Origin of the sequence: Ilumatobacter fluminis (assembly GCF_004364865.1) — a bacterium.
Taxonomy (GTDB): domain Bacteria; phylum Actinomycetota; class Acidimicrobiia; order Acidimicrobiales; family Ilumatobacteraceae; genus Ilumatobacter; species Ilumatobacter fluminis.
Genome location: NZ_SOAU01000001.1, coordinates 3,983,456 through 4,007,990, shown reverse-complemented (window position 1 = coordinate 4,007,990; position 24,535 = coordinate 3,983,456). Strand labels below are relative to the sequence as shown.

Genomic DNA, 24,535 nt, shown 5'->3' with positions numbered 1-24,535 from the left:
TATCGAAGAATGTCGATGTTTCGACGTGACCGGCGGCACCCGGGCCGGCACCGTCCACAGGGGATAGGTTCGCGGTGTGAGCGAGGAACTGGCGGTCTCGGCCGACGACGTGGCAGCAGCCGCCGACCGGATCGCCGGTGACATCGAGCGCACGCCGATCGCCGACTCCCGCACCCTGTCCGCCGTCACCGGCGCCGACGTCGTCGTCAAGTTCGAGAACCTGCAGTTCACCGCCTCGTTCAAGGACCGCGGCGCGGCGAACAAGCTCCGCACCCTCACCGACGACGAACGCGCCTGCGGTGTGATCGCCCTCAGCGCAGGTAACCATGCCCAAGGCGTCGCCTACCACGCCGGTCGACTCGGCATCCCGGCGACGATCGTCATGCCGGCGTCGGCGCCGTTCGCGAAGGTCGCCAACACCGAAGCCCTGGGAGCCGAGGTCGTCCAGGCCGGTGCCACGTTCGCGGAGGCGTCCGAGACCGCCGATCGGCTCGCCGACGAACGCGGGCTCACCTGGGTGCATCCGTACAACGATCCGGCGGTGATCGCCGGCCAGGGCACCGTCGGCATCGAACTCCTCGACTCGATCGACGACCTCGACACGATCATGGTCCCGGTCGGCGGCGGGGGACTGATCGCCGGCATCGCCACATGGGTCAAGGCGCATCGTCCGAACGTCGAGATCGTCGGCATCCAGTCCGAGACCTACCCGGGCATGCTCGCCGCACTCGCCGGCGACGAGCTCGCCCCGTCGAAGGCCGACACGATCGCCGACGGCATCGCCGTCAAGCAACCCGGTTCACTGACCGTCCCGATCGTCCGCGAACTGGTCGACGACGTGATCGCCGTTCCCGAGACGACCATCGAGCGTTCGATCTCGCTGTTCCTCGAGATCGAGAAGACCGTGGCCGAGGGCGCCGGGGCCGCGGGTCTGGCCGCCCTGCTCGAATACCCCGACCGGTGGCGCGACAAGCGAGTCGCGCTCGTGCTCACCGGCGGCAACATCGACACCCGGGTGCTCGCCTCGGTGCTGCTCCGAGAGATGGCTCACTCGGGTCGTATCACGAGCCTGCGGATCGCGGTCAGCGACACGCCCGGCCAACTCGCTCCGTTGGTGGCGGCGATCGCATCGGCGGGAGCCAACGTCGTCGAGATCGAGCACCGTCGGCTGTTCGACCCGATCTCGGCGCGGGCGACGAACATCGACGTGATGCTCGAGACGCGCGACGCCCGCCATGCCGATCGCGTCGTCGACGCCATCGAAGCCAAGGGCTACCGAGTCGTCCGCTCCGAGACGACCTGAACAATGGGGTCGTACCCGACCCCATTCGTCGTTGTGTCACGTGAATTTGTCGACGATGCGGTCGATCGTCGCGGCGGTGCGGACCGTGGTGACGGGCGCGCCGGGTCTCGGGGTCAGTGCCGCCAGCGGCGACTCCGACATGCCGCCCACGTGCGTCCACAGGGTCTGGCGTCCCATCGGGCTGAGGGTGTCGTTCGGCCCGGCGGTCGCTGCCAGCGCTGCTCGCGCCTCGTCGCCGGGGTCGGATTTGTAGAAGATGATCTCGTGCTTGGCCCCGGGTCCCGGTTCGGGAATGCCGGCCAGCAGCGTGCGGAGTTCGTCGACCGACCGCACGAAGCACGTCACCTCGTAGCCGAGCGACGCCTCCAACCGCTGCTCGAGCACCGGTTCGGCCTCCGCCGGTTCGAGCTCGCTCGTGAACAGCAGGTTGCCGCTCGCCTGATACGTGGACACGTCGGCGAACTCGGGGCCGGCGACGGCAGCGATCAGCTCGTCCTTCTTCGGCCGCCGGTTGCCGACGTTGATGCCTCGCAGGAATGCCACCAATCGCACCGGTGCATTGTGGCACCGGCCGGGCGTCACGACGTCAGCACCGTCTGCGTCTGGGTGGTCTTGCCGACGAGCTTGCCCTCGTCGGTGCGGAGCTCGGTTTCGACCACGATCGTCGTCCGGCCGACGTGCAGCGGACTCGACGTCGCCGTCAGCGTCTGACCCTCCCTGATCGCACCGAGGAAATTCGTCTTCGACTCGATCGTCGACGTGCCGACAGCGCCCTCGGGCAGGTTGGTGAACGCGCACGCACCGCCGGCGGCGTCGGCCAACGCCATGACGGCCCCGCCGTGCAGCAGACCGTTGCTCGTACACAGCTCAGGGCGCCAGCCGAGCGTCAACACGACGCGTTCGGCCGTGAGCACGGTCGCCTCGATGCCGAGGGAGGCACACAGCGGCATGGCGGTTCGGACGAACTCGGTCGGCTCCATGGCCGAACCGTACTCATCGTCGAACCCCCCGTCGACGGCGGAGATCGGTCACCCCGACGACGTCCGTCGGGCGGTCACCAGCCGAACGGTCGCGCCGGCGGCGAGGACGGCGACACCTGTCACGACGGCACGCCACGGGAGTGCGGCGATCAGGACGATGCAGCCGACGAGGCCGACGAGGGCGATCGGCTTCGGCCATCGGCGCTGCGCCTCGGTCAGCGTGAGCGCTGCCGCGTTGGTGATCGCGTAGTACGTCAGGACGGCGACGCCGGACACGGCGATCGCACTCCGGATCTCGAGCAGCACCACGAGACCGATCACGATCGCTGCGACGGTCAGCTCGGCCCGGATCGGCAGCGAGCGTCGGGCGTCGACGTGAGCGAACCAATGTGGAAGCTCGCGGTTGCGGGCCATCGCCAGTGAGGTCCGCGACACGCCCGGAATCAGGTTGAGCAGCACGCCGAGGGCAGCGATGCCGGCGCCGATGCGGACGATGCCGCCCACCGGGAGACCGCCCGCCTCGGCGACCAGGCGGAGCGGTGCGTCGGTGAGCGCGAGGAGGTCGGCGTCGACGACGGCGAGGGCGGTCACACCGACCACGGCGTACACGACGAGCACCGCGCCCAACGCCCGAGGGATCGCCTTCGGAATCGTGACCTCGGGTTCGCGAACCTCCTCACCCAACGTCGCGATGCGGGCGTAGCCGGCGAACGCGAAGAACATGAATCCGGCCGACTGGATGATGCCGTGGAGATCACCGTCGATCGGTGTGATGCGGCCGAGCGACGCCGACGGACTCGTCCAGCCCGACACGACGACAGCCGTCAGTGCGAGCAGCGACACGACGAGCAGCACCCTCGTCACCGCAACCGTTCGCGACAACCCGCCGATGTTCACGGCGGTGATGGCCACGACCGCTGCGACGGCGACCCAGCGCTCGTACTCCGGCCAGAGGTAGGCGCCGACGGTGAGCGCCATGGCAGCGCACGACGCGGTCTTCCCGACGACGAACCCCCACCCGGCGAGGTGGCCCCACGTCTCACCGAGCTGTCGGCGTCCGTACACGTAGGTGCCACCCGACTCGGGGTGGATCGCGGCGAGTTGCGCCGAGGAGGCGGCGTTGCAGAACGCGACGACGGCGGCGATCGCCAGACCCAGCAGCAGGCCGGTGCCGGCCGATCGCGCGGCGGGGGCCCACGCGGCGAACACACCGGCGCCGATCATCGAGCCGGCGCCGATCACCACGGCGTCGGACAGGCCGAGCCGTCGTTGCAGTTCGCCGCTCGACACGGCGCCGAGGCTACGAGCCGGCGAGCCGCCGGGTCGTGCCGTTCACCGACTGTTCAGGTGACGTGATCGTGGTCTCAGACCTTGGGAGCGATGGCGTCGCCCGGCAGCACGCCGTCGGGGTAGAGCGCGGTCTGGAAGCGGCGCATGCCGGCGAGCCAGCGGTCGCGGTCGGTCGCCTTGCGCTCGACGTAGGTGGCGACCTCGTCGTGCGGAAGCACGAGGAACTTCTCGTCGCGGATCGCCTCCAGGCACTTCTGCGCCACCTCGTCGGAGGTGAGCACGCCGTCGCCGCTCGCGACGCTGCCGCCGAGGTCGGGGTCGGAGCCGTCGTAGTCGGGGCTGTTCGAGATGATGTTGGTGGCGACGGCCTGCGGGCACAGCACTGACACCCGGATGCCCTGGTGATGGTGGCTCACCGAGATCCACTCGCCGATCGAGACCGCGGCGGCCTTGGTGACCGAGTAGGCGAGCGATCCGATCTGGGTGAGCAGTCCGGCGGCAGACGCCGTGTTGAGCAGGTAGCCCTCACCGCGGGCGATCATCGAGGGCAGCACGGCGCGGGCGGCGTAGATGTGGGCCATGCAGTGCACTTCCCACATGTTCTGGATCGCCTCGTTGGAGTCCTCGAGGCCGGCGGTGGTGACGTAGCCGGCGTTGGAGACGAACAGGTCGATCGGGCCCTGCGCCGACTCGGTGTCGTCGACGAGCTGCTTGATCGCCGCCTCGTCGCGCACGTCGATCTCGACGCCGGTGCCGCCGATCTCGGCAGCGACCCGTTCGGCTTCGGCGCCGTGCAGGTCGGCGACGACCACGTGGCGAGCACCGGCCGCGTTCGCCGCCTTGGCGAGGGCCTCGCCGATACCCGAACCGCCACCGGTGATGACCACGACCCTGTTCTCGAGTTCCATGCCGCCGGACCGTAGTGTCCCGACCGTCGCGACCAACAAGCGGGTCGGACGAGCGCACTCCGGGTCAGGTGTCAGAGGTGACGGCGAGGAACGAGGGTGCGTCGGGTCAGGTGTCAGAGGTGACGGCGAGGAACGAGCCGTTACCGTCGATCACCTGACCCGGGGTCGGCGCGCGAACCCGAGGGAACGAGTCGTCGGGCCGACCAACAGGACCCCGGAGTCAGGTGACCGCCGGTAACGGGTTCGGCTGCGCCTCACCCGTCACCTCTGGCACCTGACCCGCGTGGACCCGGGTCAGGTGAGGGAGTCGCGGAGTTGGCGCTTCAGGATCTTGCCGCTGGCGTTGCGGGGGAGTTGTTCGTCGACGACGGTGACCACGGTCGGGATCTCGAACTTGGCCAGCCGCTCGGCGAGGAACTGCTGCAGCTCGGAGGCCTCGAGCGATTCGCCCGGCTTCACCATCACATGGCACGCGACCTCTTCACCGAGTCGCTCGTGCGGCACGCCGTACACCGCTGCCTCGTACACCGCAGGGTGCTCGTAGATCGCCGCTTCGACGTGTGCCGAGTAGATGTTCTCCCCGCCGCGCAACACCATGTCCTTGGCGCGGTCGCTGACGTACACCCAGCCCTCCTCGTCGAGGTGCCCGATGTCGCCCGAACGTAGCCACCCGTCGACGATCGTGTCGGCGGTCGCGTCCGGACGGTTCCAGTAGCCGCGGATCAGGTTCGGGCCGCGGAACCAGATCTCGCCCTTCTCGTTCGGCGGCAGCGGGTTCCCCTCGGGATCGGTGACGCGCACCTCCATCGTCGGCACGGGTCGACCGGTCGAGGTCGGGCGTTGCAAGAAGTCGTCGCCGGTGATCTGCGGCCCGTACGCGTTGGTCTCCGTCATGCCGTAGCCCAGCCCGGGGCGACCGTTCGGGAAGTTGTCCTCGATGCGCCGCACCAGTTCGGCGGGCATCGGTGCGCCGCCACCGCCGACCGAGACGAGGCTCGACGTGTCGCGCTCGGCGAACGATGGCGCCTCCAGCAGGTCCCAGCTCATCGTCGGCACACCGACGAAGTTCGTCACCCGTTCCTGTTCGATCAGTTCGAGCGCCCGCTCGGGGTCCCACTTGTAGGTCATCACGAGCTTGGCGCCGCTGACGAATGATCCGAGCATGACCGGGACGAGACCCGTGACGTGGAACAGCGGGACGCACAGCATCATGGCGCTCTGCGCCGGCACGTCGCTCTCGGGCGGTGCCGGCTCGCGTGCGGCGCTGACCGCGGCGCGGGCAGCGAACGACATCAATGCGCTCAGCAACGCTCGGTGCGTCGACACGGCGCCCTTCGGGAAGCCGGTCGTGCCCGACGTGTACAAGATCGTGACGTCGTCGTCGGGGTCGATGTCGACGTCGGGCATCGTGGCGCCCTCGACCAGGATGTCTTCGAGGCGGATGGCGCCATCGCGCTCGCCGCAGCGAACGGTGACGAGCCGGGCCGCGATCTCGCCCGGGGCCGCCGCCTCGATGCGACCGAGCCGTTCCTCGTCGCAGAGGATCACACTGCACCCCGAGTCGTTGACGGCGTACACGATCTCGTCGGTCACCCACCAGGCGTTGAGGGGGACGGCGATCGCGCCGATGGACGTGATCGCCGTGAAGGCGGTGATCCACTCGGGGTAGTTGCGCATCGCGATCCCGACCCGGTCGCCCTTCGCGACGCCGAGGTCGTGCACCAGCGCGTGGCCGATGCGGCCGGCGTGGTCGAGCACGTCGGGCATCGTCCAGCGTTCGTCCTCGAACACGATGAAGTCGTCGGTGCGGCCAGCGGCCATGGCGAACAATCCGCGGATGTTCGGCGGGGTGTGGACGAACAACGTGGTCGGCCGACCGTGCACCTCCCCGTCGGTGATCTCGAACATCGTGCCCGGCGCGCAGACGGCATCGACCGCCTCATCGAACGTCATCCCCATGCCGCGGTTGTCTAGCAGACCCCGACGCCAACCCAACGGGTCAGGTGCCAGAGGTGACGGCGAGGAACGAGCCGTTACCGGCGGTCACCTGACCCGGGGCAGGTGCGCGAACAGGGAACGAGTCGCTTGGCCAGACCACGGGACCCCGGAGTCAGGTGACCGCCGGTCACGCCTCGCCCCGGGGGCGAGTCGTCACCTCTGGCACCTGACCCGCGACGGTAGCCGGTGTTGGTAAACCGTCTGGCCGGTATAGTTTCGATCATGCGAGAGGTGGTCGTGGAATCGGCGGTGGAGCGTGATCAGAATCGGTGGTTGGCGCTTGCCGCGCTCACCCTGCCGGTGCTGATCATCTCGATGGACGCGACGATCCTCGGCTTCGCGATCCCCGAACTGTCGACGGCGCTGGCCCCGTCGAGCTCGCAGCTGCTCTGGATCATCGACGTCTACTCGTTCGTCCTCGCCGGGCTCCTGGTCACGATGGGCATCGTCGGCGATCGCATCGGTCGACGTCGCCTTCTCCTCATCGGTGCCGCCGCGTTCAGCGTCGCCTCGGTCCTGGCCGCGTTCGCCCCCAGCGCCGAGGCGTTGATCGCTGCTCGCGCACTGCTCGGTGTCGCGGGCGCCACCCTGATGCCGTCCACCCTGGCCCTCATCCGCAACGTGTTCACCGACGACCAGGAACGGCAGATGGCGATTGCGATCTGGGCCGTCGCCTTCTCCGTCGGCGCGGCGATCGGACCCATCGTCGGCGGCTTCCTCCTCGATCACTACTGGTGGGGCTCGGTGTTCCTCGTGGGTGTTCCCGTCACCGCGCTGCTGCTCGTCGTCGGTCCCCGGCTCCTCCCCGAGTCGCGCGACCCGGATCCGCAGCCGTTCGACATTCCGAGTGCCGTCCTGTCGATGGTCGCGATGTTCTCGGTCGTGTACGCGATGAAGTCGTTCGCCGAACACGGCACGTCCACGGTCGCCTGGATCACGCTCGCTGTCGGCCTCGTCGGCGGCTACCGCTTCGTCCGCCGTCAGCAGCGACTCGACGACCCGATGATCGACGTCGGCCTGTTCCGGATCCCGCGCTTCACGATGGCGATCAGCGGCAACCTCGTGGCTTGCTTCGGGTTCTCGGGATCGATGTACTTCGTCGCCCAGCACCTGCAACTCGTCACCGGGATGTCGGCGTTCCGTGCCGGCCTGAGCCTGCTGCCGTCGGTCGCCGCCACGATCCTCGTCACCCTCTCGGCGCCCGCTGCTGCTCGCCGGATCGGCACGTTCCGGGTGATCTCGCTCGGGCTGACCGCGGGTGCCGTCGGCTTCTTCCTGCTGTCGATCGTGGGCGCCGACTCGTCGACTGCCCAGATCGTCGGGTCGATCCTGGTCCTCAACGCCGGACTCAGCGCTGCGATGGCCGTCGCGGTCGACGGTGTGATGTCGGCGCTGCCGCCCGAGCGGGCCGGTGCCGGTGCGTCGGTGTCGGAGACGGCGAACGAGTTGGGTATCGCACTCGGCACCGCCGTCCTGGGCAGCATCGCGGCGACGGTCTACCGTGGGGAGATCGCCGACGCCACCACGTTGCCCACCGAGGCCCTCGAAACCGCCCGGGAAACGCTCGGAGCCGCCCAATCCGTGGCGTCCGAGCTCGGTGGCGCAGCCGGTGATCAGCTCGTCGCCGTCGCCAACGATGCCTTCGTCGCCGGGACCCAGGTCGCCGCGACCGTTGCGGCGCTCGCGTTCGTGCCGCTCGCGATCTGGGCGTGGATGCTCGGCCGACCCCGCCAGAGCGCAGAGCGCTGATGGCCCGCCCGTCGAGCCGCGACCAGATCCTCGACACGCTCGAGCAGGTGATCGTCGACCGCGGTGCGGTGAGCGTCACCCTCGAACTGGTCGCCGACGAGGCCGGCGTCTCGAAGGGCGGCTTGCTCTATCACTTCCCGACCAAGTCGGCGATGTTCCACGGTCTGCTCGACCGGTGCGATGCACAGATCGACGAGGAGATCCTGACGGCGCCCGACGACCCCGCCGATCTCGTCCGCTGGACGATCGGGCTGGCCTACGGGTCGGCGGAGCGGCCGAGCCGGCTCTGGCAGGCCGTCATCGACGCGTCCGGGTCGGGTGACCAGTCGTACGACGAGCGGCTCGTCGCGCTGATCGAGCGATCGTACGAACCGCTCGACCGACTCGGTCCGATCGGTGCGGCGCACACGCGGCTCGTCGCGGACGGCCTCTACTTCGCTCCGTACATGGGCACACCGACGCCGGCCGTCGAACTCGTCGAGGGTGTCATCGACGCAATCATCGCCGAACTGGGCGACTGACCAGCGGGTTCGTGCCGCGCGGCTGCGCTCGGCTTGACTTGCGGCATGGCACAACTCTCCGAATCCGTCACCCTCGACCGCGAGGGCGACGTCGCCGTCATCACCATCGACAACCCGCCGGTCAACGCGCTCAGCTGGCACGTGCGCCAGGGCCTCGCCGACGGGTTCGCCCAGGCGGTCGAGGGTGGCGCGTCCGCGATCGTCCTCATCTGCGCCGGTCGCACCTTCATCGCGGGCGCCGACATCAGCGAGTTCGGCCAGAAGCCGCAGGGGCCGAGCTTGCACGACACCCAGCTCGCCATGGAGAACGCCCCGGTACCGGTCATCGCCGCGATCCACGGCACGGCGCTCGGCGGTGGCCTCGAGGTCGCACTGTGTGCGCACTATCGCGTCGCGCTCGACTCGTCGAAGTTCGGCCTGCCCGAGGTCAACCTCGGTCTGCTGCCCGGTGCCGGTGGCACGCAGCGCCTGCCCCGCCTCGTCGGCGTGCCGAAGGCGCTCGACATGATGACGTCGGGTCGCCACATCGGCGCCGCCGAGGCGTTGGGCGACGGCCTGATCGACGAGATGGTCGAGGGCGACCACGATGCGCTGCGCAACGCCGCCCTCGCCTTCGCTGCCCGCGCCGTCGCCAACAACATGCCGCTCGCCAAGGTCCGCGACCGCGACGAGAAGGTCGCCGAGGCACGTGGGAACGAGCAGCTGTTCGCCGACTTCCGCGCCACGATCGCCCGCAAGACGCGCGGGTTCCTGGCTCCCGAGTACAACGTCCGCTGCGTCGAGGCTGCCGCCAACCTCCCCTTCGACGAGGGTCTGCAGGTCGAGGCCGAACTCTTCCGCGAGCTGGTCACCGGCTCGCAGTCGGCAGCGCAGCGTTACTACTTCTTTGCCGAGCGCGCCGCGAACAAGATCCCCGACGTCCCGAAGGACACCCCGCTCGTCGACATCCAGCGCGTCGGCGTGCTCGGCGCCGGCACGATGGGCGGCGGCATCGCGATGAACTTCGCCAACATCGGGATCCCCGTCACCATCGTCGAGCGCGACCTGGAGTCGCTCGACCGTGGGCTCGGTGTGGTGCGCAAGAACTACGAGCGTTCGCGTTCGACGACCGCCGAACAGGTCGAGCAGCGAATGTCGTTGCTCACCGGCTCGACCGACAAGGCCGACTTCGCCGACTGCGACCTCGTCATCGAAGCCGTGTTCGAAGACATGGAACTGAAGAAGTCGGTCTTCGCCGAGCTCGACCAGATCTGCAAGCCGGGGGCGATCATGGCCTCGAACACCTCGTTCCTCGACATCGACGAGATCGCCTCGGCCACCTCGCGTCCCGAGAGCGTGATCGGCATGCACTTCTTCTCGCCGGCCAACGTGATGAAGCTGCTCGAGGTCATTCGAGGGGAGCAGACCTCGGCGAGCGTGATCGCGACGGCGATGGCACTCGGCAAGCAGATCAAGAAGGTCGCCGTGCTGTCGCGGGTGTGCCCCGGGTTCATCGGCAACCGCATCTTGGCGCAGCGTCGCTTCGAAGCCGACCGCCTGATCCTCGAAGGGGCCACCCCGGAACAGGTCGACCGTGTGCTCTACGACTTCGGTCTCCCGATGGGTCCGTTCGCCATGATGGATCTCGCCGGGCTCGACATCGGTTGGAAAGCCGAGACGTCGAAAGGCTCGACCGTGCGCGACATCCTCTGCGAATCAGGGCGTCGCGGCCAGAAGAACGGCCGTGGCTACTACACCTACGACCCGGAGACCCGTGCCGCCACGCCCGATCCCGAGGTCGTGGCGATGATCCGCGAGTTCGCCATCTCGAAGGGCTACGAGCAGCGCGAGGTCACCGACCAGGAAGTGCTCGAACGTTGCCTGTACCCGATGATCAACGAGGGCGCGAAGATCCTCGACGAGGGCGTCGCCATCCGTGGCAGCGACGTCGACGTGGTGTGGGTGAACGGTTACGGCTGGCCCGTGTACCGCGGTGGTCCGATGTTCTGGGCCGACTCGGTGGGTCTGCCCGAGGTCGTCGCCAAGATCCGCGAATACGGCGAGCGCCTCGACGGCGACCACTGGGAACTGTCCCCGCTCATGGAGAAGCTGGCCACCGAAGGCGGCCAGCTCCATCAGTTCTCCAACTGAAGTCCCCGGGTCGGGTGTCGGAGGGAACGGCGACGGAGTCGACGTTTCCGGAGGTCACCCGACCCGGTGAACCGGCGTGTTCAGGCGACGGCGGCGACCGGCTGTTCGAGGACGGCCGGCGCCGCCGTACGCCCCTGGCGCAGGAGCCAGAAGGTGAACGCCGCCTCGCCGACGATGGCCGGCAGCATCACGATCATGGTGAAGACGCTCGCGTAGCGGTCGTAGTCGGTGAGCACCGTGTAGCCGATCGAGTCGATCAGGTACACCGAGCCGGCCAGGCCCACGATCGCACCGAGCCATTTCGGAGCGATGCCCGACGTCCAGATGATCCGGGCGAGCACGAGCAGGTGGAGGCCGAACAGGGTCAGCCCCACCATCCACGTCGCGTTGAAGGCGTCGAAGGCGAGCAGGGTCTGCGCAGCCCGCTCGTCGTCGCCGAGCACGTTCGTGAATCCGTCGGCATCGGCGAAGCGCAGGCCGACGAACATGAACACGAGCCCCATCCCGAGGAAGACGGTGTAGCCGATCCGGAACCACGCGGCGAGCAGCGATCGCCGCTCCCCGGTCGGGCGGAACACCAGGTGGAGGAGCCACGAGACGGCGACGTCGAGGACGAAGATGACGAGGAACGCCAGCATCGCGACGCGGATCAGTGACTCATCGGCGGCGACGTTCGCCATGGTGCCGGCGGCATCGTCGAGGTCGACGACTCGTTCGCGCACGGCGAAGTTGGCGAAGATCGCCAGCACGAACAGCGCGGCGTAGGCCAATCCGGCGTACCAGGCAGCCGAGCGGCGGCTCAGTTCAGGCGTCGGCGTGATGGCGGTGATCGTGTCGGTGCGGGGTCGGGTGCTCATGGCGGCGTCCTCTCGGAGTCGGTTGCGTTCGAGGTGCAGGTGTTGCACTGGTTCGTGCGTTCGGATGGCGATGATCGAGTGCGGGGAGACGAAGGCGTTCACGACGCAGCGCCGATCGTGATGACGGCCTTGCCGCGGAGGCGGCCGGCGGCGAGGTCGTCGATGGCCGACGCGACCCGCTCGAGGGGGAAGGTGCGGTCGATCGGTGCGACGATCCGGCCCTGCTCGACCAGTTCGTGCAACCGCGCCCGCTTCGCCGCCGACTCGTCGGCGATGAACATCGTCAGTCGCTGGCTGACGAACGGCGAGCGCATCACGGCTCGCACCTGACGCCCGACGCCGCCGGTGACCCTGCCGCCGTCCTCGCCGCCGACGATGACCAGCGTGCCGGTCTCGGTCAGTGCGGAGCGGAGCGTGGAGACGCGATTGCGGCCGCCGATGTCGACGATGAGGTCGAAGGGGTCCTCGTCGGTGAAGTCGTCGCTGCGGTAGTCGAGCACCACGTCGGCGCCGAGGCCGACGACGTACTCGGCCTTGGCTGCACTGGCGACCCCGGTGACGTGGAGGCCGTGGGCGTGGGCGAGCTGAACGGCGAAGCTGCCGACGCCACCCGACGCCCCGAGGATCAGCACTCGCTGGCCGGCCTCGGCGCGGCCGATGTCGAACAGTGCCTGCTCGGCCGTGGCGCCGGACACGGCGAGCGTGGCGGCCTGCTCGGGGGTGACGTGGTCGGGGCGATGAGCGAGCTTCGTCGCCTTGGCGGTGGCGTACTCGGCGAAGGTGCCGATGCCGATGCCGTAGACCTCGTCGCCGACGGCGAAGTCGGTGACGTCGGTGCCGACGGCGACGACCGCGCCGGCGAGATCGAGTCCGAGTGTCGGGTACTTCGGGCGGCGGATGCCGTAGCCGGCGAGGCGCACGGCGTAGGGCAGCCCGGTCATGAGGTGCCAGACGCCGCGGTCGACGCCGGCGGCGGCGACTCGGACGAGCACCTCGTCGTCGGCGGGTGTGGGCACCTCGACGGTGCGCAGCTCGAGGACGTCGGCGTCGCCGTACCGGTCCTGGACGATCGCCCGCATCTGCTCGCGGCTCGTGCCGTCGGTGCGGGTGCTCGCGGCGGCGGCGATCGATGCGGCGCTGGTGGCTGTGGTTGCTGTGGTTGCGTTCATGGTGGCTCCTGCGTGTCGTACTTAGTAAGGTTGACGTCATGCATCCAACCGTACTAAGTACGAAATGTCAACGGTGTTTCGAAGAATTCCTCCGGAACCCCTGCAAGACGGCCAGACTGGACGCCGGGTCGACGTGTGCCGACCCGACCGATCCCGATCGAATGAACAGCAGCGCAATGAGCGACGACACCCCCAGGGACACCAGCGACGACACCCGCGACGAAGCCGCCCGGACGGGTGCGAAGCGCCCCACGCTCAGCCGCGAGGCGGTGATCGCCGGCGCGATCGAGATCGCCGACCAGATCGGCGTCGAGCCGCTCACGTTGCGCAAGCTGGCGACCCACCTCGGCGTCAAGCCGATGTCGATCTACTACTACGTGGCGAACAAGGACGAGATCATCGACGGGATGGTCGACGCCGTGTTCACCGAGATCGAGATGCCGCCACCGGAGACGCCGTGGCGGGAAGCGATGACGGTGCGAGCCCACTCGGCGCGCGAAGCCCTCCGTCGTCATCCCTGGGCGGCGGGCATGCTCGACTCCCGTACCAATCCGGGTCCGGCGAACCTCGGCCACCACGACGCCGTCATCGCATGCCTCAGGGCGAACGGGTTCTCGTTCGCCCTGACCGGGCACGCGTTCGCGACCCTCGATGCCTTCATCTACGGCTTCGCGCTGCAGGAGTCGTCGTTGCCCGGTCAGGGCGATCCGCAGATGACCGATCTGGCCGACGAGTTCCTCGAGCACTTCACCGAGCACTTCCCGGCGCTCGCCGAGTTCACCCGTGAGTACGTGCTCCAACCCGGCTATGCGTTCCGGAACGAGTTCGACGTCGGACTCCAACTCGTGCTCGACGGCCTCGAGGCGCGCTACGCCGCCGAGTCCTGACCGGCGGCCTCGCGCTGCGTCCGATGCCGATGCGGCCGCCCTGGTAGAACCCGACCCATGGGAACCCTCGCCGACGACACACGCTGGATGGACGCCACCGCACAGGCCGAGCTGATCGCCGACGACGAGGTGACGCCGCTCGAGTTGGCCGAGGCGGCGATCGAGCGGATCGAGTCGCTCGATGGCCCGATCAACGCCGTGATCATGCGGTGGTTCGACCACGCTCGCGAGCTCGCGACGTCCGATCTTCCCGACGGACCGTTCCGCGGCGTGCCGTTCCTGCTGAAGGACCTGTGGGCGCACTACGCCGGTCAGCCGCTCACCAACGGCAACGTCGCGTTGCGCGACGCGATGCCCGTCAGCGAGCGCGACACGTGGCTCGTCGAACGGTTCCGAAACGCCGGCCTCGTGACGCTCGGGCGTACCAACAGCCCCGAGCTGGGGAGCCTTCCGGTCACCGAGCCGGTCGCCTACGGCCCGACCCGCAACCCGTGGGGTACCGATCACACACCAGGCGGATCGAGCGGTGGCGCAGCAGCGGCGGTCGCTGCCGGCATGGTGCCGATCGCCCACGCATCCGATGGTGGTGGCTCGATCCGGATCCCGGCGTCGTGCTGCGGTCTCGTCGGACTCAAGCCGTCGCAGGGCCGCATCACCATCGGTCCGTTCCGTGCCGAGTCGGGGCTGTCGGTCGAACTGGCCGTGAGTCGTTCCGTGCGCGACACCGCCCGCATGCTCGATGCCGTGCACGGACCGGGCGTCGGCGACACCGTGATCGCGCTGCCTCCCGAACGGCCGTACGTCGACGAGGTCGGTGCCGATCCCGGTCGCCTGCGGATCGGGCTGCTCGATCATCACCCGCACGGCGGCTTCCTCCACGACGACTGTGCAGCCGCTGTCCGTTCGACCGCCGCCCGGCTCGAGGCGCTCGGCCATCATGTCGAACCGGCGTACCCCTCGGCGCTCGCCGATCCGTCGTTCACCCCGAAGTTCATGGCGATGTGGGGCGCGAACATGGCCGTCGGACTCGCCAACTACGCCGCTGCGCTCGGTCGCGAGCTGACCGAGGACGAAGTCGAACCCGTCAACTGGGCGCAAGCGCAGTGGGCCGCCCACGTGAGCTCCACCGACTACGCCCAGGCGCTGGGAGCAATCGCGACGTATCGGCGAGCGATCCACCAGTGGTGGGCAGACGGGTGGGACATCTTGCTCACGCCGACGCTCGCCGAGCCGCCGGTGGCAATCGGCGAGCACGACCCGACCGACGACGATCCGCTCGCCGGCATGCGGCGCGCCGGTCGGTTCGTCGGATTCACGCCCCCGTTCAACACGAGTGGTCAACCGGCGATCAACGTGCCGCTCGACTGGAACGCCGACGGTCTGCCGATCGGCACGCAACTGGTGGGCGGCTACGGCCGCGAGGACGTGTTGATCCGGCTGGCGAGCCAGCTCGAATCGGCGCATCCGTGGGCCGACCGGACGCCGTCGTGAGCGAGGTCCCGGCCACCCTGCCCGATCTGCTGACGGGTTTGGCGACGACCCGGGCGATCCGTCGGCTGGCCCTCGATCCGATCCCCGACGACGACCTGTCGACGATCCTGTGGCACGCCACCCGAGCGCCGTCGGGCACGAATCGGCAACCGGTTCGATACGTCGTCCTGCGCGACGACGAGCGTGGACGTGCGGCGAAGGACGTGCTCGGGCGCGGCTTCCGTGACGGCTGGAAGGCCAAGTCCGAGTCGGCCGGCTACGGCCAGGGTTCGGCACTCGACCCGAACTCTCGCAAGGGCCGCCAGCGGGCGGCGATGGAGTACTTCGTCGAGCACTTCGAGCAGTTCCCGGCGGTCGTGCTGGTGTGCCTCGTGCGCTATCGCGACCCCAACCCGTTCGAAGGAGCGTCGGTGTACCCGGCGTGCCAGAACCTGCTGCTCGCGGCGCGTGCGCTCGGCTACGGCGGGGTCCTCACCGGGTGGCACGGCCCGGTCGAAACCGAGTTGCGCGAGTTGCTCGGTCTCCCGGACGGTGTCGCGATCCACGCCACGATCCCGCTCGGCCGCCCACTCGGTCATCACGGTCCGGTGCGCCGCCTCCCCCTGAACGAGGTCGTCTTCGACGGCGCCTGGGGAGAGTCGGCCACCTGGGCCCGCGACCCCGACGGCACCGAGTTCGCCGGCCCACCCCCGACCCCCTGAACGACCTTCCAATGCGTGAACAAACTGCGGAATAGTTCCGCAGTTCGTTCACGCCTTCGCTGGGTCGGGATGGGCGCGGGGGTGGGCGTCTACGGTGCGGGGGGTGAGTTCCCCCCGGCAGTTCCGCCAGCATCGATTCGCCGCACCGTCGGGTGCGTGCGAGATCCTCCTCGTCCGCCACGGTGAGTCGGCGGCGTTCGAACCCGACGGTGAGCCGTTCCCGATCGTCGACGGTCACGCCGACCCGCCGCTGCGCGACCCCGATGGTCTCGAACAAGCCGAGCAGGTCGCCGAACGGTTGGTATCGACCGGAGAACGCATCGACGCCGTCTATGTGACGACGCTCCAGCGAACCGCGCAGACCGCCGCGCCGTTCCTCGCCCGCACCGGCATGACCGCGTCGGTCGAACCCGACCTGCGCGAGGTCTTCCTGGGCGACTGGGAAGGCGGACTGTTGCGACAGAAGATCGCCGACGGCGACCCGATCGCGATGCGGATGTACGAGGAACAGCGCTGGGACGTCATCCCGAATGCGGAACCGTCGGCCGACTTCGAGTCACGGGTGCGGGCCGGTATCACCCGGATCGCCGCCGCCCATCCGGACCAGCTCGTGGCGGCGTTCGTGCACGGGGGCGTGATCGGCCAGGTGATGAACATCGCCGCCGGCACCTCCGGTTTCCGCTTCAACGGTGCCGACAATGCCTCGATCCATCACGTCGTGATCGACCACGACCGCTGGATCATCCGCTGCTTCAACGACACCAGCCACCTCAGCCCCACCTTCAGCGCCGCCAGCGAACCCCTCACCTGATGCCCGGTCGGATGATGTCAGACATCATCCGACGAGGCTCGGGTGGTACGACGTCGTAGAGGGTCGGATGATGTCTGACATCATCCGGCGTCAGGAGCGGGTGGTGCCGACCTTCAACTCGTTGAAGGGGACGCCCGAGTCGACGCTGATGTCGCGGGGGAGACCGAGCACGCGGTCGCCGATGATGTTGCGCTGGATCTCGTCGGTGCCGCCGGCGATCGAGGCGGAGAACGAGCCGACGACGGCCGACTGCAGTTCGCCGGCCTTGTCGTCGGCGGGGTCCCAGGCCTGTGAACCGGTGCCGGCGATCTCCATCGCGATCTCGCGGAAGCGCCACTGGATCACCGACCCGAACAGCTTGCCGAGCGAGCCGCCGGGGCCTGGAGCCTTTCCGGCCTTCATCTCGGCGCGGGTGCGCATGGCGACGAGTGACTTGGTGGTCTCCATCGCGTAGATCTGCATGATCTGGTCGCGTACGACCGGATCGTCGATGCGGCCGGCGCGCTTGGCGGCGGCGACGAGTACGTCGAAGTTCGGCTGGCTGATCGAGCCGGCACCCATCGAGCCGATCGCGACCCGCTCGTACATGAGCATCGCCGTCGCCTGACGCCAACCGTTGTTGTACTCGCCGAGCAGGTTGTCGGCCGGCACGCGCAGGTCGGTGAAGAACACCTCGTTGAAGTGCTTGCCGCCGTCGATCTGGTGGATCGGGCGGATCTCGACGCCCGGTGTGTCCTTGAGCGGCACGATGAACATCGAGATGCCGGCGTGCTTGGGCTGCTCGGGGTCGGTACGGGCGATCAGCACCCCGTAGTCGGATTCGTGGGCGAGCGTGGTCCAGACCTTCTGGCCGTTGATGATCCACTCGTCGCCGTCTCGTTCGGCCTTGGTCTGGAGGCTGGCGACGTCGGAGCCGGCACCCGGCTCGGAGAACATCTGGCACCACACGGTGCGGGCGGCGATGTTGTCGGGCATGTACGTGCGCTTCTGCTCGTCGGTGCCGAACTCGTTGAGCACGGGGAGGCACATGCCGTGGCTGATGACCAGCTCGCCGGTCATCTGCGGGAACTCCTGGGACACCTGGCGATAGATGCGCTCGTGTTCGAGGGTCAGGCCGGCGCCGCCGTACTCGGCGTCGAAGGCCAGGCCGGCGAGACCGGCGTCGGCGAGCGCAGCCTGGAACTCACGGGCGGCGGCGAGGTTGCGCCGTGCGCCGGGCTGTGCGTGCTCGGTGAGGAACGCCCGGCAGCGCTCGCGGAAGGCGTCGGCTTCGTCGGGGGTCAGGGCGGTGGGCGTTGCGGTGTCGGTCATGTCGGCTCCCTCGTCCGGGACGCTCGGCGGCCCGGGTTGCGATCTGTACTGATCAGAACTGTATGGTTACATACAATCATGAGTGCGACAAACGCGGCGAACGGAGCGAGTGGGCCGACCCACGAACTCGACGCACCGCCGTGGCGTCGCGTCGAATCGACGCTCATGGCGACCGCGAACGCGATCCACGCCGCGTACGACCAGCGACTCGCCGACCTCGGCCTCACCCTGAGCACGGCCAGCCTGCTGGCCTACCTCGCCGAGTTCGGCCCCGTCACCCAGACCCGCTGCGCCGAACACCTCGGCCAAGGTCGTGCCGTCACCGGCACCCAGGTCGACAAGCTCGAGTCGGCCGGCTTCGTCGAGCGCACGCCAGACCCGAACGATCGGCGCGTCTGGCTCGTCGTGATCACCGGTGCCGGCCGCGAACTCGCAGCCCGTGTCGCCGAGATCGACGAGCGCCTCCGTGGCGAGTTCCGTGCCGGGATCTCCCGGAGCGATCGCCAGACCCTGGCCGCACTGCTCGTGCGGCTCCAGGAGAACATCCACCGTTCTCAACTCACCCAGCAACCAGAACCCGACAACCAGTAGAGGAATCACCATGACGAACGCAGTGATCGTCGACGCCGTGCGCACGCCCGGTGGCCGACGCAACGGCAAGCTCAAGGATTGGCACCCCGCCGATCTCGCCGCCCACGCGCTGAAGGCGCTCGAAGAGCGCAACGGCCTCGACCCGGCGATCGTCGACGACGTCGTCATGGGTTGCGTGATGCAGGTCGGTGAGCAGGCGCTCAACATCGGTCGCAACGCCGTGCTCGCCGCCGGCTGGCCCGAGACCGTGCCCGCCACCACCGTCGACCGCCAGTGCGGTTCGAGCCAGCAGGCGCTCCACTTCGCAGCGCAGGGCGTCATCTCCGGCGCGTACGACGTCGCCGTCGCCGCCGGCGTCGAGGTCATGACCCGCACCCCGATGGGCGCATCGATCGTCAAGGACATGGGCTTACCGTTCCCGCAGTCGATGATGGACCGCTACAACAGCTTCCTGCCGCCGCAGGGCATCGGCGCCGAGATGATCGCCGAGGAGTTCGGTCTCACCCGCGACGATCTCGACGCGTTCGGTGCCGAGAGCCAGCAGCGCGCCGCACGCGCCACGGCCGAGGGCCGCTTCGAGCGCGAGATCATCCCGACCCCGTACACCATCGACGGCACCACCGAGATGATGACGGCCGACGAAGGCATCCGCGAGGGCACCACGATCGAGACGCTCGCCGCGCTCAAGCCGGCGTTCAAGGAAGACGGCATGATCACCGCCGGCAACTCGTCGCAGATCTCCGACGGCGCCTCCGCCGTGCTCGTCATGAGCGAGGAGAAGGCGGCCGAGCTCGGCCTCACGCCGCGCGCCCGCTTCCACAGCTTCGCCGTCGCCGGCACCGACCCGGTCACGATGCTGAAGGGCCCGATCCCCGTCACCGAGAAGATCCTCGCCAAGTCGGGGCTGTCGATCGACGACATCGACCTGTTCGAGGTCAACGAGGCATTCGCCCCTGTCGTGCTCGCCTGGGCGAAGACCTACGGCGGCGACGACGTCGACAAGCTCCTCGCCCGCACCAACGTCAACGGCGGCGCCATCGCCCTCGGCCACCCGCTCGGCTGCTCCGGCACCAAGCTGATGTCGACCCTGCTCAATGAGCTGGAGCGCACCGGCGGTCGCTACGGTCTGCAGACGATGTGCGAAGGCGGCGGACTCGCCAACGCCACGATCATCGAAAGGATCTGACCCATGGACCGTTTCCCCCTCGAAGGCGCTTCCGCGATCGTCACCGGCGGTGCGTCCGGCATCGGTGAGGCGTGCGCCCGCCAGCTGGCCGCCCTCGGCGCTCGCGTCGTCGTCGCCGACCTCCAGGAAGAGAAGGGCCAGGCCGTCGCATCCGACATCGGCGGCCTGTACGTCAAGTGCGACGTGTCGAGCGAAGAAGACGGCCAGACCGCCGTCGCCGCCGCGACCGAGATGGGCCCGCTGCGCGCCCTCGTGAACTCGGCCGGCATCGGCTGGGCGAACCGCACGGTCGACCGCAACAACGACCCGATGCCGCAGGAGCAGTTCGACTTCGTCATCAAGGTCAACCTGCTCGGCTCGTTCAACATGCTGCGTCTCGCCGCCGCCCAGATCGCCAAGAACGATCCGGTCGACGCCGACGGCCAGCGCGGTGCGATCGTCAACCTCGCCTCCGTCGCCGCGTTCGACGGCCAGATCGGTCAGGCCGCCTACTCGGCGTCGAAGGGTGGCGTCGTCGGCATGACCCTGCCGATCGCCCGCGACCTCGCAGCGGCCGGCGTTCGTGTCAACACGGTGGCACCGGGCCTCATCGAGACGCCGATCTACGGCGAGGGTGAGGCGTCCGACCAGTTCAAGGAGAACCTGGGCAAGAACGTCCTGTTCCCCAAGCGCCTCGGCACCGCCGACGAACTGGCCTCGATGGTGGTCGAGCTCGTCACCAACAAGTACATGAACGGAGAGGTCATCCGCGTCGACGGCGGCATCCGCATGCCACCGAAATAACGGTCGGGACTGGCCTCCGCTGCGCTTCGGCTGCTCCCTCCTGCCAGCAGCGCCGCCCTGGCGGGCGTGTCGCTGCGGCGGGAGGGTGCGCACGACGGTGGTCGTCGACACATCTTCTGATCTGAGTCGGGAACGAGGCGTTCGAGCGCAAGGCGCGGGAGGGCGACGCCGACTTCGGTCGGCGAGCCCGATCCGCAACGCAGCGATCGGGCGCCTCGGCCCGACTCAGACGATCTTTTGGGTGCCTTCGCCCCAGTATTCGTCTCTCAGTTTGCGCTTGTAGAGCTTGCCGGTGGGGAGGCGGGGGAGCTCGTCGCGGTAGTCGATCGACCTCGGCACCTTCTGGCGGCTCAGGTGCTCGCGACAGAACGCGAGCAGCTCGTCCGTGAGGTCGTCGCCCGGTTCGACGTCGGGCATCGTCTGCACGATCGCCTTCACCTCCTCGCCGAGATCCTCGTTCGGCACGCCGATCACCGCCGCGTCGGCGATCTTCGGATGCGTGATGAGCAGGTCCTCGGTCTCCTGCGGGTAGATGTTGACCCCGCCCGAGATGATCATGAACGTCTTGCGGTCGGTGAGGTACAAGAAGTTGTCCTCGTCGACGTAGCCGACGTCGCCGACCGTCGTCATCGTGCCGTCGGGCGACGTCGACTCGGCGGTCTTGCCCGGATCGTTGTGGTACTCGAACGGGGTCGCCGTCTTGAACCAGATGGTGCCCGGCTGCCCCATCGGCAACTCGTTCATCTCGTCGTCGAGGATGTGGAGGTCTCCGAGCATCACCTTGCCGACCGACCCCTTGTGGGCGAGCCACTCCTCCGAGTTGCAGGCGGTGAAGCCGAGCCCTTCGGTGGCGCCGTAGTACTCGTGGATGATCGGACCCCACCACTCGATCATCTGCTCCTTGACCTGAACCGGGCACGGCGCGGCGGCGTGGACGGCGATCTCGAGCGACGACAGGTCGAAGCGCGTGCGTTCCTCCTCCGGCATCTTGAGCATGCGGGAGAACATGGTGGGCACCAGCTGGGTGTGGGTCACCTGGTACTGCTCGACGAGGCGCAGGTACTCGATCGGGTCGAAGCGTTCCATGATGATCACGGTGCCGCCGATTCGGATGGTGAGGTTGACCGCCGCCTGCGGCGCCGAGTGGTAGAGCGGTGCCGGCGACAGGTAGATCATGTCCTCGCGGTAGTGCCACAGCCCGGTCAGGAACTGGAACAGCGGCATCATCTCGCCGGGCGGCTGCACCGGGAGCGGGCGGGCGATGCCCTTCGGGCGGCCCGTCGTGCCCGACGAGTACAGCATCGGTGTGCCGAGCTGCTCGTCGGCGATCGGGGTGTCGGGGAACGGGCTCGTGGCCTCGACGAAGTCGCGGACACGCTCGTCGCCCGAGTCGCCCGGCTCGTCGACGACGAGGATGGCCGTCAGTTTCGGGCAGTCGCTCGCCGCGGCGAGCGCCACCTCGCGCTTGGCGGGTGAGGTGATCAGCACCTGCGAGTCGCTGTTGTCGACGATGTAGGCGACTTCCTCGGCCGTGAGGTACGAGTTGATGCACGTGTAGTACAGGCCCGACCGTTCGCCGGCGGCGCATGCCTCCAGGTACCGATCGTTGTTCTCCATGAAGATCGAGTAGTGGTCACCCGGGCCGAGCCCGTGGTCGCGCAAGGCGTGGGCCAGCCGGTTCGCCCGGGCCTCGAGTTCGGCGTGGGTCACCTCCTCGCCCGTCGACGCCATGATGAACGCCGGTCGATCCGGATGTTGTTCCACGTAGTGGCCTGCGTACACGACAACCCCCTGTCAGTTCGAAACGCTCTCGCCAGCTTGGCACGCACCGGTCACGTGTCGGCTGTCGAACGATTTCGTGACGAAGGTGGCACCTTGACTCGTCCCTCGGGTGTGACGGATGGCATACTCGCCGACATCCATTTGGGGGATGCCGGCTCCGGCCGGCTCAGAACATGGGGGAGAACATGATCCGAACTCGCAAGAGTCGTGCCGTGGCCGCACTGGTCGCCGGCGCCTTGGTCATCGCTGCGTGCGGTGGCGACGACGACAGCGGCGACGATGCCGAAACCGAGGAGCCCGCCGACGACGGCGGTGACGACGGTGGCGACGAACCGGCCGACGACGGTGGTGACGAACCCGCCGACGACGGTGGTGACGAACCCGCCGACGACGGCGGTGACGACGGTGACGACGGTGGTGACGACGGGGAAGGTGACGACTCCGGCGACGGCGACACCGGTGGTGACGACACCGACGACGGCGAAGGCGACATGGCCGACGACATGATGGCGCCGGTGCGCGGGGGCGTGCTGACCTATCTGCTCGAGGCCGAGTCCGACACCTGGGACATCCCCGGTGCCAACTGCGCCGTGGCCTGCATCACCGTGATGCGCCAGGTGATGGACCCGCTCACCATCATCAACGACCAGAACGAGGTCGAGCCGTTCCTGCTCGAGTCGTTCGAGGTCAACGACGACTTCACCGAGTACACGCTGACCATGCGTGAGGGCATCACGTTCCACGACGGCACGCCCGCCGACGGCGCGGCGCTGCAGCGCAACCTCGTCGAGATGGCGAGCGGTCTGCTGCAGGGCCAGGTCCTGATGGACCTCGTGAACGGCGTCGACAGCATCGAGCTCGTCGACGACATGAGCGTCAAGCTGACGTTCGGTCGTCCGTACGCGACGTTCCTCTATGCGATCGCCGAACGCACCGGCTGGCTCTTCGCCCCGTCGTACTGGGACAACCCGGAGCGCGCCGGCGCACTCGCCGTCGGCACGGGTCCGTTCATGATGACCGAGTGGGTCCGCGGTGAGCGCACGTCGCTCGAGGCGAACCCGAACTACTGGCGCACCGGCGCCGACGGCGAGCCCTTGCCGTACCTCGACGGCATCGAGTTCCGTCCGGTTCCCGACGACTCGGCACGTCTGGCGACGATGCAGGGCGGCGACGCCGACGGTACCCACGACGACACCGGTGAGAACCTCGAGTACTGGCGGACCGAGTGGGAGGGCAACCTGCTCGAGCCCGCTCCGGACAAGGAAGCCGGGTACTTGATGTTCAACGCCGGCAAGCCGCCGTTCGACAACCCCGACATGCGTCGGGCGCTCGCACTGTGCACCGACCGCACCGAGTACCAGGCGTTCCGCGCACCGGAGAACACGATCATCAACGGGCCGTTCGCGGAAGGTGCCCTCGGATACATCGACGACCCGGGCTTCCCGCAGTTCGACCCCGACGCGGGCAACGCCCTGCTCGACGAGATCGGCCGTCCCGACGAGATCATCTACGGCACCACGAACACGCCGGCGACCCAGCTCACCGCCGAGCTGTTCGTCGACATGTGGGGCACGAACTGCGGTCTCAACGTGACGACCGACGTGTTCGACCAGTCGGAACTGATCACCAAGGCCCTGACCGGTGACTTCCAGGTGTTCGCGTGGCGCAACCACGGCCAGAACAACCCGGGTCTCGAGTACGTGTGGTGGCACAGCCGTCACACCGAGGGTCTGGCGCTCAACTTCGGCCGCATCATCGACGAAGAGATCGACTCGCTGATGGATCAGATCCAGGCGACCACCGATCAGGCCGAGATCGACGCTCTGGCCCAGCAGATCAACCAGCGCTTCGCGAGCGAGGTGTACAACCTCTGGCTCGTCAGCGCCGAGTGGGAGATCCCGTATGCCTCGAACGTGCACGGTGTCGGCGTCGTGACGCTGCCGTCGGGCGGTGTCGCCGAGCCGACGATCGCCGGCCGCACCTGGTTGCACGAGGCCTGGAAGGAGAGCTGACCTCCTGATCGACACGACGGGTGGCGCCGAGTGGGGCGTCACCCGTCGAGGTCGATCGGGCTCGGTCCGTTCGCG

General features: G+C 68.5%; 21 protein-coding genes. 12 read left to right on the top strand and 9 right to left on the bottom strand.

From position 1 onward, the window contains the following. Nucleotides 1-76: 76 nt before the first annotated feature. Nucleotides 77-1,303, top strand: a complete 1,227-nt coding sequence (locus tag BDK89_RS18165; protein ID WP_133870298.1) for a threonine ammonia-lyase — start codon at nucleotides 77-79, stop codon at nucleotides 1,301-1,303. A gap of 36 nt (nucleotides 1,304-1,339) precedes the next feature. On the opposite strand, the gene BDK89_RS18160 is transcribed toward BDK89_RS18165, so the two are convergent. The 5 genes from BDK89_RS18160 to BDK89_RS18140 all read right to left on the bottom strand — a co-directional run bounded on the left by BDK89_RS18160 (nucleotide 1,340) and on the right by BDK89_RS18140 (nucleotide 6,440). Next, a complete protein-coding gene (locus tag BDK89_RS18160; protein ID WP_166657674.1) occupies nucleotides 1,340-1,855 on the bottom strand; it encodes a DUF1697 domain-containing protein in 516 nt (171 codons plus the stop codon). 26 nt (nucleotides 1,856-1,881) lie between these two features. Then, nucleotides 1,882-2,283, bottom strand: a complete 402-nt coding sequence (locus tag BDK89_RS18155; RefSeq protein ID WP_133870296.1) for a PaaI family thioesterase — start codon at nucleotides 2,281-2,283, stop codon at nucleotides 1,882-1,884. 48 nt (nucleotides 2,284-2,331) lie between these two features. Then, entirely contained in the window at nucleotides 2,332-3,573 is a 1,242-nt protein-coding gene (locus tag BDK89_RS18150) for an APC family permease (RefSeq protein WP_133870295.1), read from the bottom strand. Nucleotides 3,574-3,647: 74 nt separating this feature from the next. Further along, nucleotides 3,648-4,481: an SDR family oxidoreductase gene (locus BDK89_RS18145; RefSeq protein WP_133870294.1), complete on the bottom strand. Its 834-nt coding sequence runs from the start codon at nucleotides 4,479-4,481 to the stop codon at nucleotides 3,648-3,650. 294 nt (nucleotides 4,482-4,775) lie between these two features. Next, the gene (locus BDK89_RS18140) at nucleotides 4,776-6,440 is read right to left on the bottom strand and encodes a class I adenylate-forming enzyme family protein (RefSeq protein WP_133870293.1); all 1,665 of its coding nucleotides are present in this window, start codon (nucleotides 6,438-6,440) and stop codon (nucleotides 4,776-4,778) included. A gap of 261 nt (nucleotides 6,441-6,701) precedes the next feature. On the opposite strand from BDK89_RS18140, the gene BDK89_RS18135 reads away from it, so the two are divergent. Genes BDK89_RS18135 through BDK89_RS18125 form a run of 3 tightly spaced genes read left to right on the top strand, consistent with a single transcriptional unit; the run spans nucleotide 6,702 to nucleotide 10,879 of the window. Next, nucleotides 6,702-8,228, top strand: a complete 1,527-nt coding sequence (locus BDK89_RS18135; protein WP_243839218.1) for an MFS transporter — start codon at nucleotides 6,702-6,704, stop codon at nucleotides 8,226-8,228. Next, nucleotides 8,228-8,749 (top strand): TetR/AcrR family transcriptional regulator, encoded by a 522-nt coding sequence (locus BDK89_RS18130; protein WP_133870292.1) that lies wholly within the window; start codon nucleotides 8,228-8,230, stop codon nucleotides 8,747-8,749. Before BDK89_RS18135 ends, BDK89_RS18130 begins: the two co-directional genes overlap by 1 nt. A gap of 45 nt (nucleotides 8,750-8,794) precedes the next feature. Beyond that, nucleotides 8,795-10,879 (top strand): 3-hydroxyacyl-CoA dehydrogenase NAD-binding domain-containing protein, encoded by a 2,085-nt coding sequence (locus BDK89_RS18125; RefSeq protein WP_133870291.1) that lies wholly within the window; start codon nucleotides 8,795-8,797, stop codon nucleotides 10,877-10,879. 80 nt (nucleotides 10,880-10,959) lie between these two features. Here the strand turns inward: BDK89_RS18125 and BDK89_RS18120 are convergent, their stop codons facing one another. Both BDK89_RS18120 and BDK89_RS18115 read right to left on the bottom strand, forming a co-directional pair. Beyond that, the gene (locus BDK89_RS18120; RefSeq protein ID WP_133870290.1) at nucleotides 10,960-11,736 is read right to left on the bottom strand and encodes a DUF4386 domain-containing protein; all 777 of its coding nucleotides are present in this window, start codon (nucleotides 11,734-11,736) and stop codon (nucleotides 10,960-10,962) included. Nucleotides 11,737-11,834: 98 nt separating this feature from the next. Next, nucleotides 11,835-12,905, bottom strand: a complete 1,071-nt coding sequence (locus BDK89_RS18115) for an NAD(P)-dependent alcohol dehydrogenase (RefSeq protein ID WP_208294117.1) — start codon at nucleotides 12,903-12,905, stop codon at nucleotides 11,835-11,837. Nucleotides 12,906-13,081: 176 nt separating this feature from the next. Between BDK89_RS18115 and BDK89_RS18110 the strand changes: the two genes are divergently transcribed. The 4 genes from BDK89_RS18110 (at nucleotide 13,082) to BDK89_RS18095 (ending at nucleotide 16,795) form a co-directional block, all read left to right on the top strand. After that, nucleotides 13,082-13,792 (top strand): TetR/AcrR family transcriptional regulator C-terminal domain-containing protein, encoded by a 711-nt coding sequence (locus tag BDK89_RS18110; protein WP_133870289.1) that lies wholly within the window; start codon nucleotides 13,082-13,084, stop codon nucleotides 13,790-13,792. Nucleotides 13,793-13,849: 57 nt separating this feature from the next. Continuing rightward, the gene (locus tag BDK89_RS18105) at nucleotides 13,850-15,283 is read left to right on the top strand and encodes an amidase (RefSeq protein ID WP_133870288.1); all 1,434 of its coding nucleotides are present in this window, start codon (nucleotides 13,850-13,852) and stop codon (nucleotides 15,281-15,283) included. After that, complete coding sequence (locus BDK89_RS18100) at nucleotides 15,280-15,984, top strand: nitroreductase family protein (RefSeq protein WP_243839217.1); 705 nt, start codon at nucleotides 15,280-15,282, stop codon at nucleotides 15,982-15,984. Before BDK89_RS18105 ends, BDK89_RS18100 begins: the two co-directional genes overlap by 4 nt. 103 nt (nucleotides 15,985-16,087) lie before the next feature. Further along, complete coding sequence (locus tag BDK89_RS18095) at nucleotides 16,088-16,795, top strand: histidine phosphatase family protein (RefSeq protein ID WP_133870286.1); 708 nt, start codon at nucleotides 16,088-16,090, stop codon at nucleotides 16,793-16,795. A 90-nt stretch (nucleotides 16,796-16,885) separates the two neighbouring features. On the opposite strand, the gene BDK89_RS18090 is transcribed toward BDK89_RS18095, so the two are convergent. Next, a complete protein-coding gene (locus BDK89_RS18090) occupies nucleotides 16,886-18,106 on the bottom strand; it encodes an acyl-CoA dehydrogenase family protein (protein WP_133870285.1) in 1,221 nt (406 codons plus the stop codon). A 78-nt stretch (nucleotides 18,107-18,184) separates the two neighbouring features. On the opposite strand from BDK89_RS18090, the gene BDK89_RS18085 reads away from it, so the two are divergent. Genes BDK89_RS18085 through BDK89_RS18075 form a run of 3 tightly spaced genes read left to right on the top strand, consistent with a single transcriptional unit; the run spans nucleotide 18,185 to nucleotide 20,666 of the window. Further along, nucleotides 18,185-18,697, top strand: coding sequence for a MarR family winged helix-turn-helix transcriptional regulator (locus BDK89_RS18085; protein ID WP_133870284.1), 513 nt, complete (start codon nucleotides 18,185-18,187; stop codon nucleotides 18,695-18,697). A 10-nt stretch (nucleotides 18,698-18,707) separates the two neighbouring features. Continuing rightward, complete coding sequence (locus tag BDK89_RS18080; protein WP_133870283.1) at nucleotides 18,708-19,883, top strand: thiolase family protein; 1,176 nt, start codon at nucleotides 18,708-18,710, stop codon at nucleotides 19,881-19,883. Nucleotides 19,884-19,886: 3 nt separating this feature from the next. Continuing rightward, the gene (locus BDK89_RS18075; protein WP_133870282.1) at nucleotides 19,887-20,666 is read left to right on the top strand and encodes an SDR family oxidoreductase; all 780 of its coding nucleotides are present in this window, start codon (nucleotides 19,887-19,889) and stop codon (nucleotides 20,664-20,666) included. Between the two features lie 225 nt (nucleotides 20,667-20,891). Here BDK89_RS18075 and BDK89_RS18070 read toward each other — a convergent pair whose 3' ends face one another. Then, nucleotides 20,892-22,448 carry an AMP-binding protein gene (locus tag BDK89_RS18070; protein WP_133870281.1) on the bottom strand — a complete coding sequence of 519 codons (1,557 nt, stop codon included), beginning with the start codon at nucleotides 22,446-22,448 and terminating at the stop codon, nucleotides 20,892-20,894. A gap of 212 nt (nucleotides 22,449-22,660) precedes the next feature. On the opposite strand from BDK89_RS18070, the gene BDK89_RS18065 reads away from it, so the two are divergent. Further along, nucleotides 22,661-24,460, top strand: coding sequence for an ABC transporter substrate-binding protein (locus BDK89_RS18065; RefSeq protein WP_243839215.1), 1,800 nt, complete (start codon nucleotides 22,661-22,663; stop codon nucleotides 24,458-24,460). Nucleotides 24,461-24,535: the final 75 nt, after the last annotated feature.

What these genes read in the sequence shown, in the direction of transcription:
- BDK89_RS18155 (WP_133870296.1), bottom strand. Translation starts at nt 2,283, where the DNA reads ATGGAGCCGACCGAGTTCGTCCGAACCGCCATGCCGCTGTGTGCCTCC.
- BDK89_RS18145 (WP_133870294.1), bottom strand. Translation starts at nt 4,481, where the DNA reads ATGGAACTCGAGAACAGGGTCGTGGTCATCACCGGTGGCGGTTCGGGT.
- BDK89_RS18140 (WP_133870293.1), bottom strand. Translation starts at nt 6,440, where the DNA reads ATGGGGATGACGTTCGATGAGGCGGTCGATGCCGTCTGCGCGCCGGGC.
- BDK89_RS18135 (WP_243839218.1), top strand. Translation starts at nt 6,702, where the DNA reads ATGCGAGAGGTGGTCGTGGAATCGGCGGTGGAGCGTGATCAGAATCGG.
- BDK89_RS18130 (WP_133870292.1), top strand. Translation starts at nt 8,228, where the DNA reads ATGGCCCGCCCGTCGAGCCGCGACCAGATCCTCGACACGCTCGAGCAG.
- BDK89_RS18125 (WP_133870291.1), top strand. Translation starts at nt 8,795, where the DNA reads ATGGCACAACTCTCCGAATCCGTCACCCTCGACCGCGAGGGCGACGTC.
- BDK89_RS18120 (WP_133870290.1), bottom strand. Translation starts at nt 11,736, where the DNA reads ATGAGCACCCGACCCCGCACCGACACGATCACCGCCATCACGCCGACG.
- BDK89_RS18115 (WP_208294117.1), bottom strand. Translation starts at nt 12,905, where the DNA reads ATGAACGCAACCACAGCAACCACAGCCACCAGCGCCGCATCGATCGCC.
- BDK89_RS18110 (WP_133870289.1), top strand. Translation starts at nt 13,082, where the DNA reads ATGAGCGACGACACCCCCAGGGACACCAGCGACGACACCCGCGACGAA.
- BDK89_RS18105 (WP_133870288.1), top strand. Translation starts at nt 13,850, where the DNA reads ATGGGAACCCTCGCCGACGACACACGCTGGATGGACGCCACCGCACAG.
- BDK89_RS18090 (WP_133870285.1), bottom strand. Translation starts at nt 18,106, where the DNA reads ATGACCGACACCGCAACGCCCACCGCCCTGACCCCCGACGAAGCCGAC.
- BDK89_RS18085 (WP_133870284.1), top strand. Translation starts at nt 18,185, where the DNA reads ATGAGTGCGACAAACGCGGCGAACGGAGCGAGTGGGCCGACCCACGAA.
- BDK89_RS18080 (WP_133870283.1), top strand. Translation starts at nt 18,708, where the DNA reads ATGACGAACGCAGTGATCGTCGACGCCGTGCGCACGCCCGGTGGCCGA.
- BDK89_RS18075 (WP_133870282.1), top strand. Translation starts at nt 19,887, where the DNA reads ATGGACCGTTTCCCCCTCGAAGGCGCTTCCGCGATCGTCACCGGCGGT.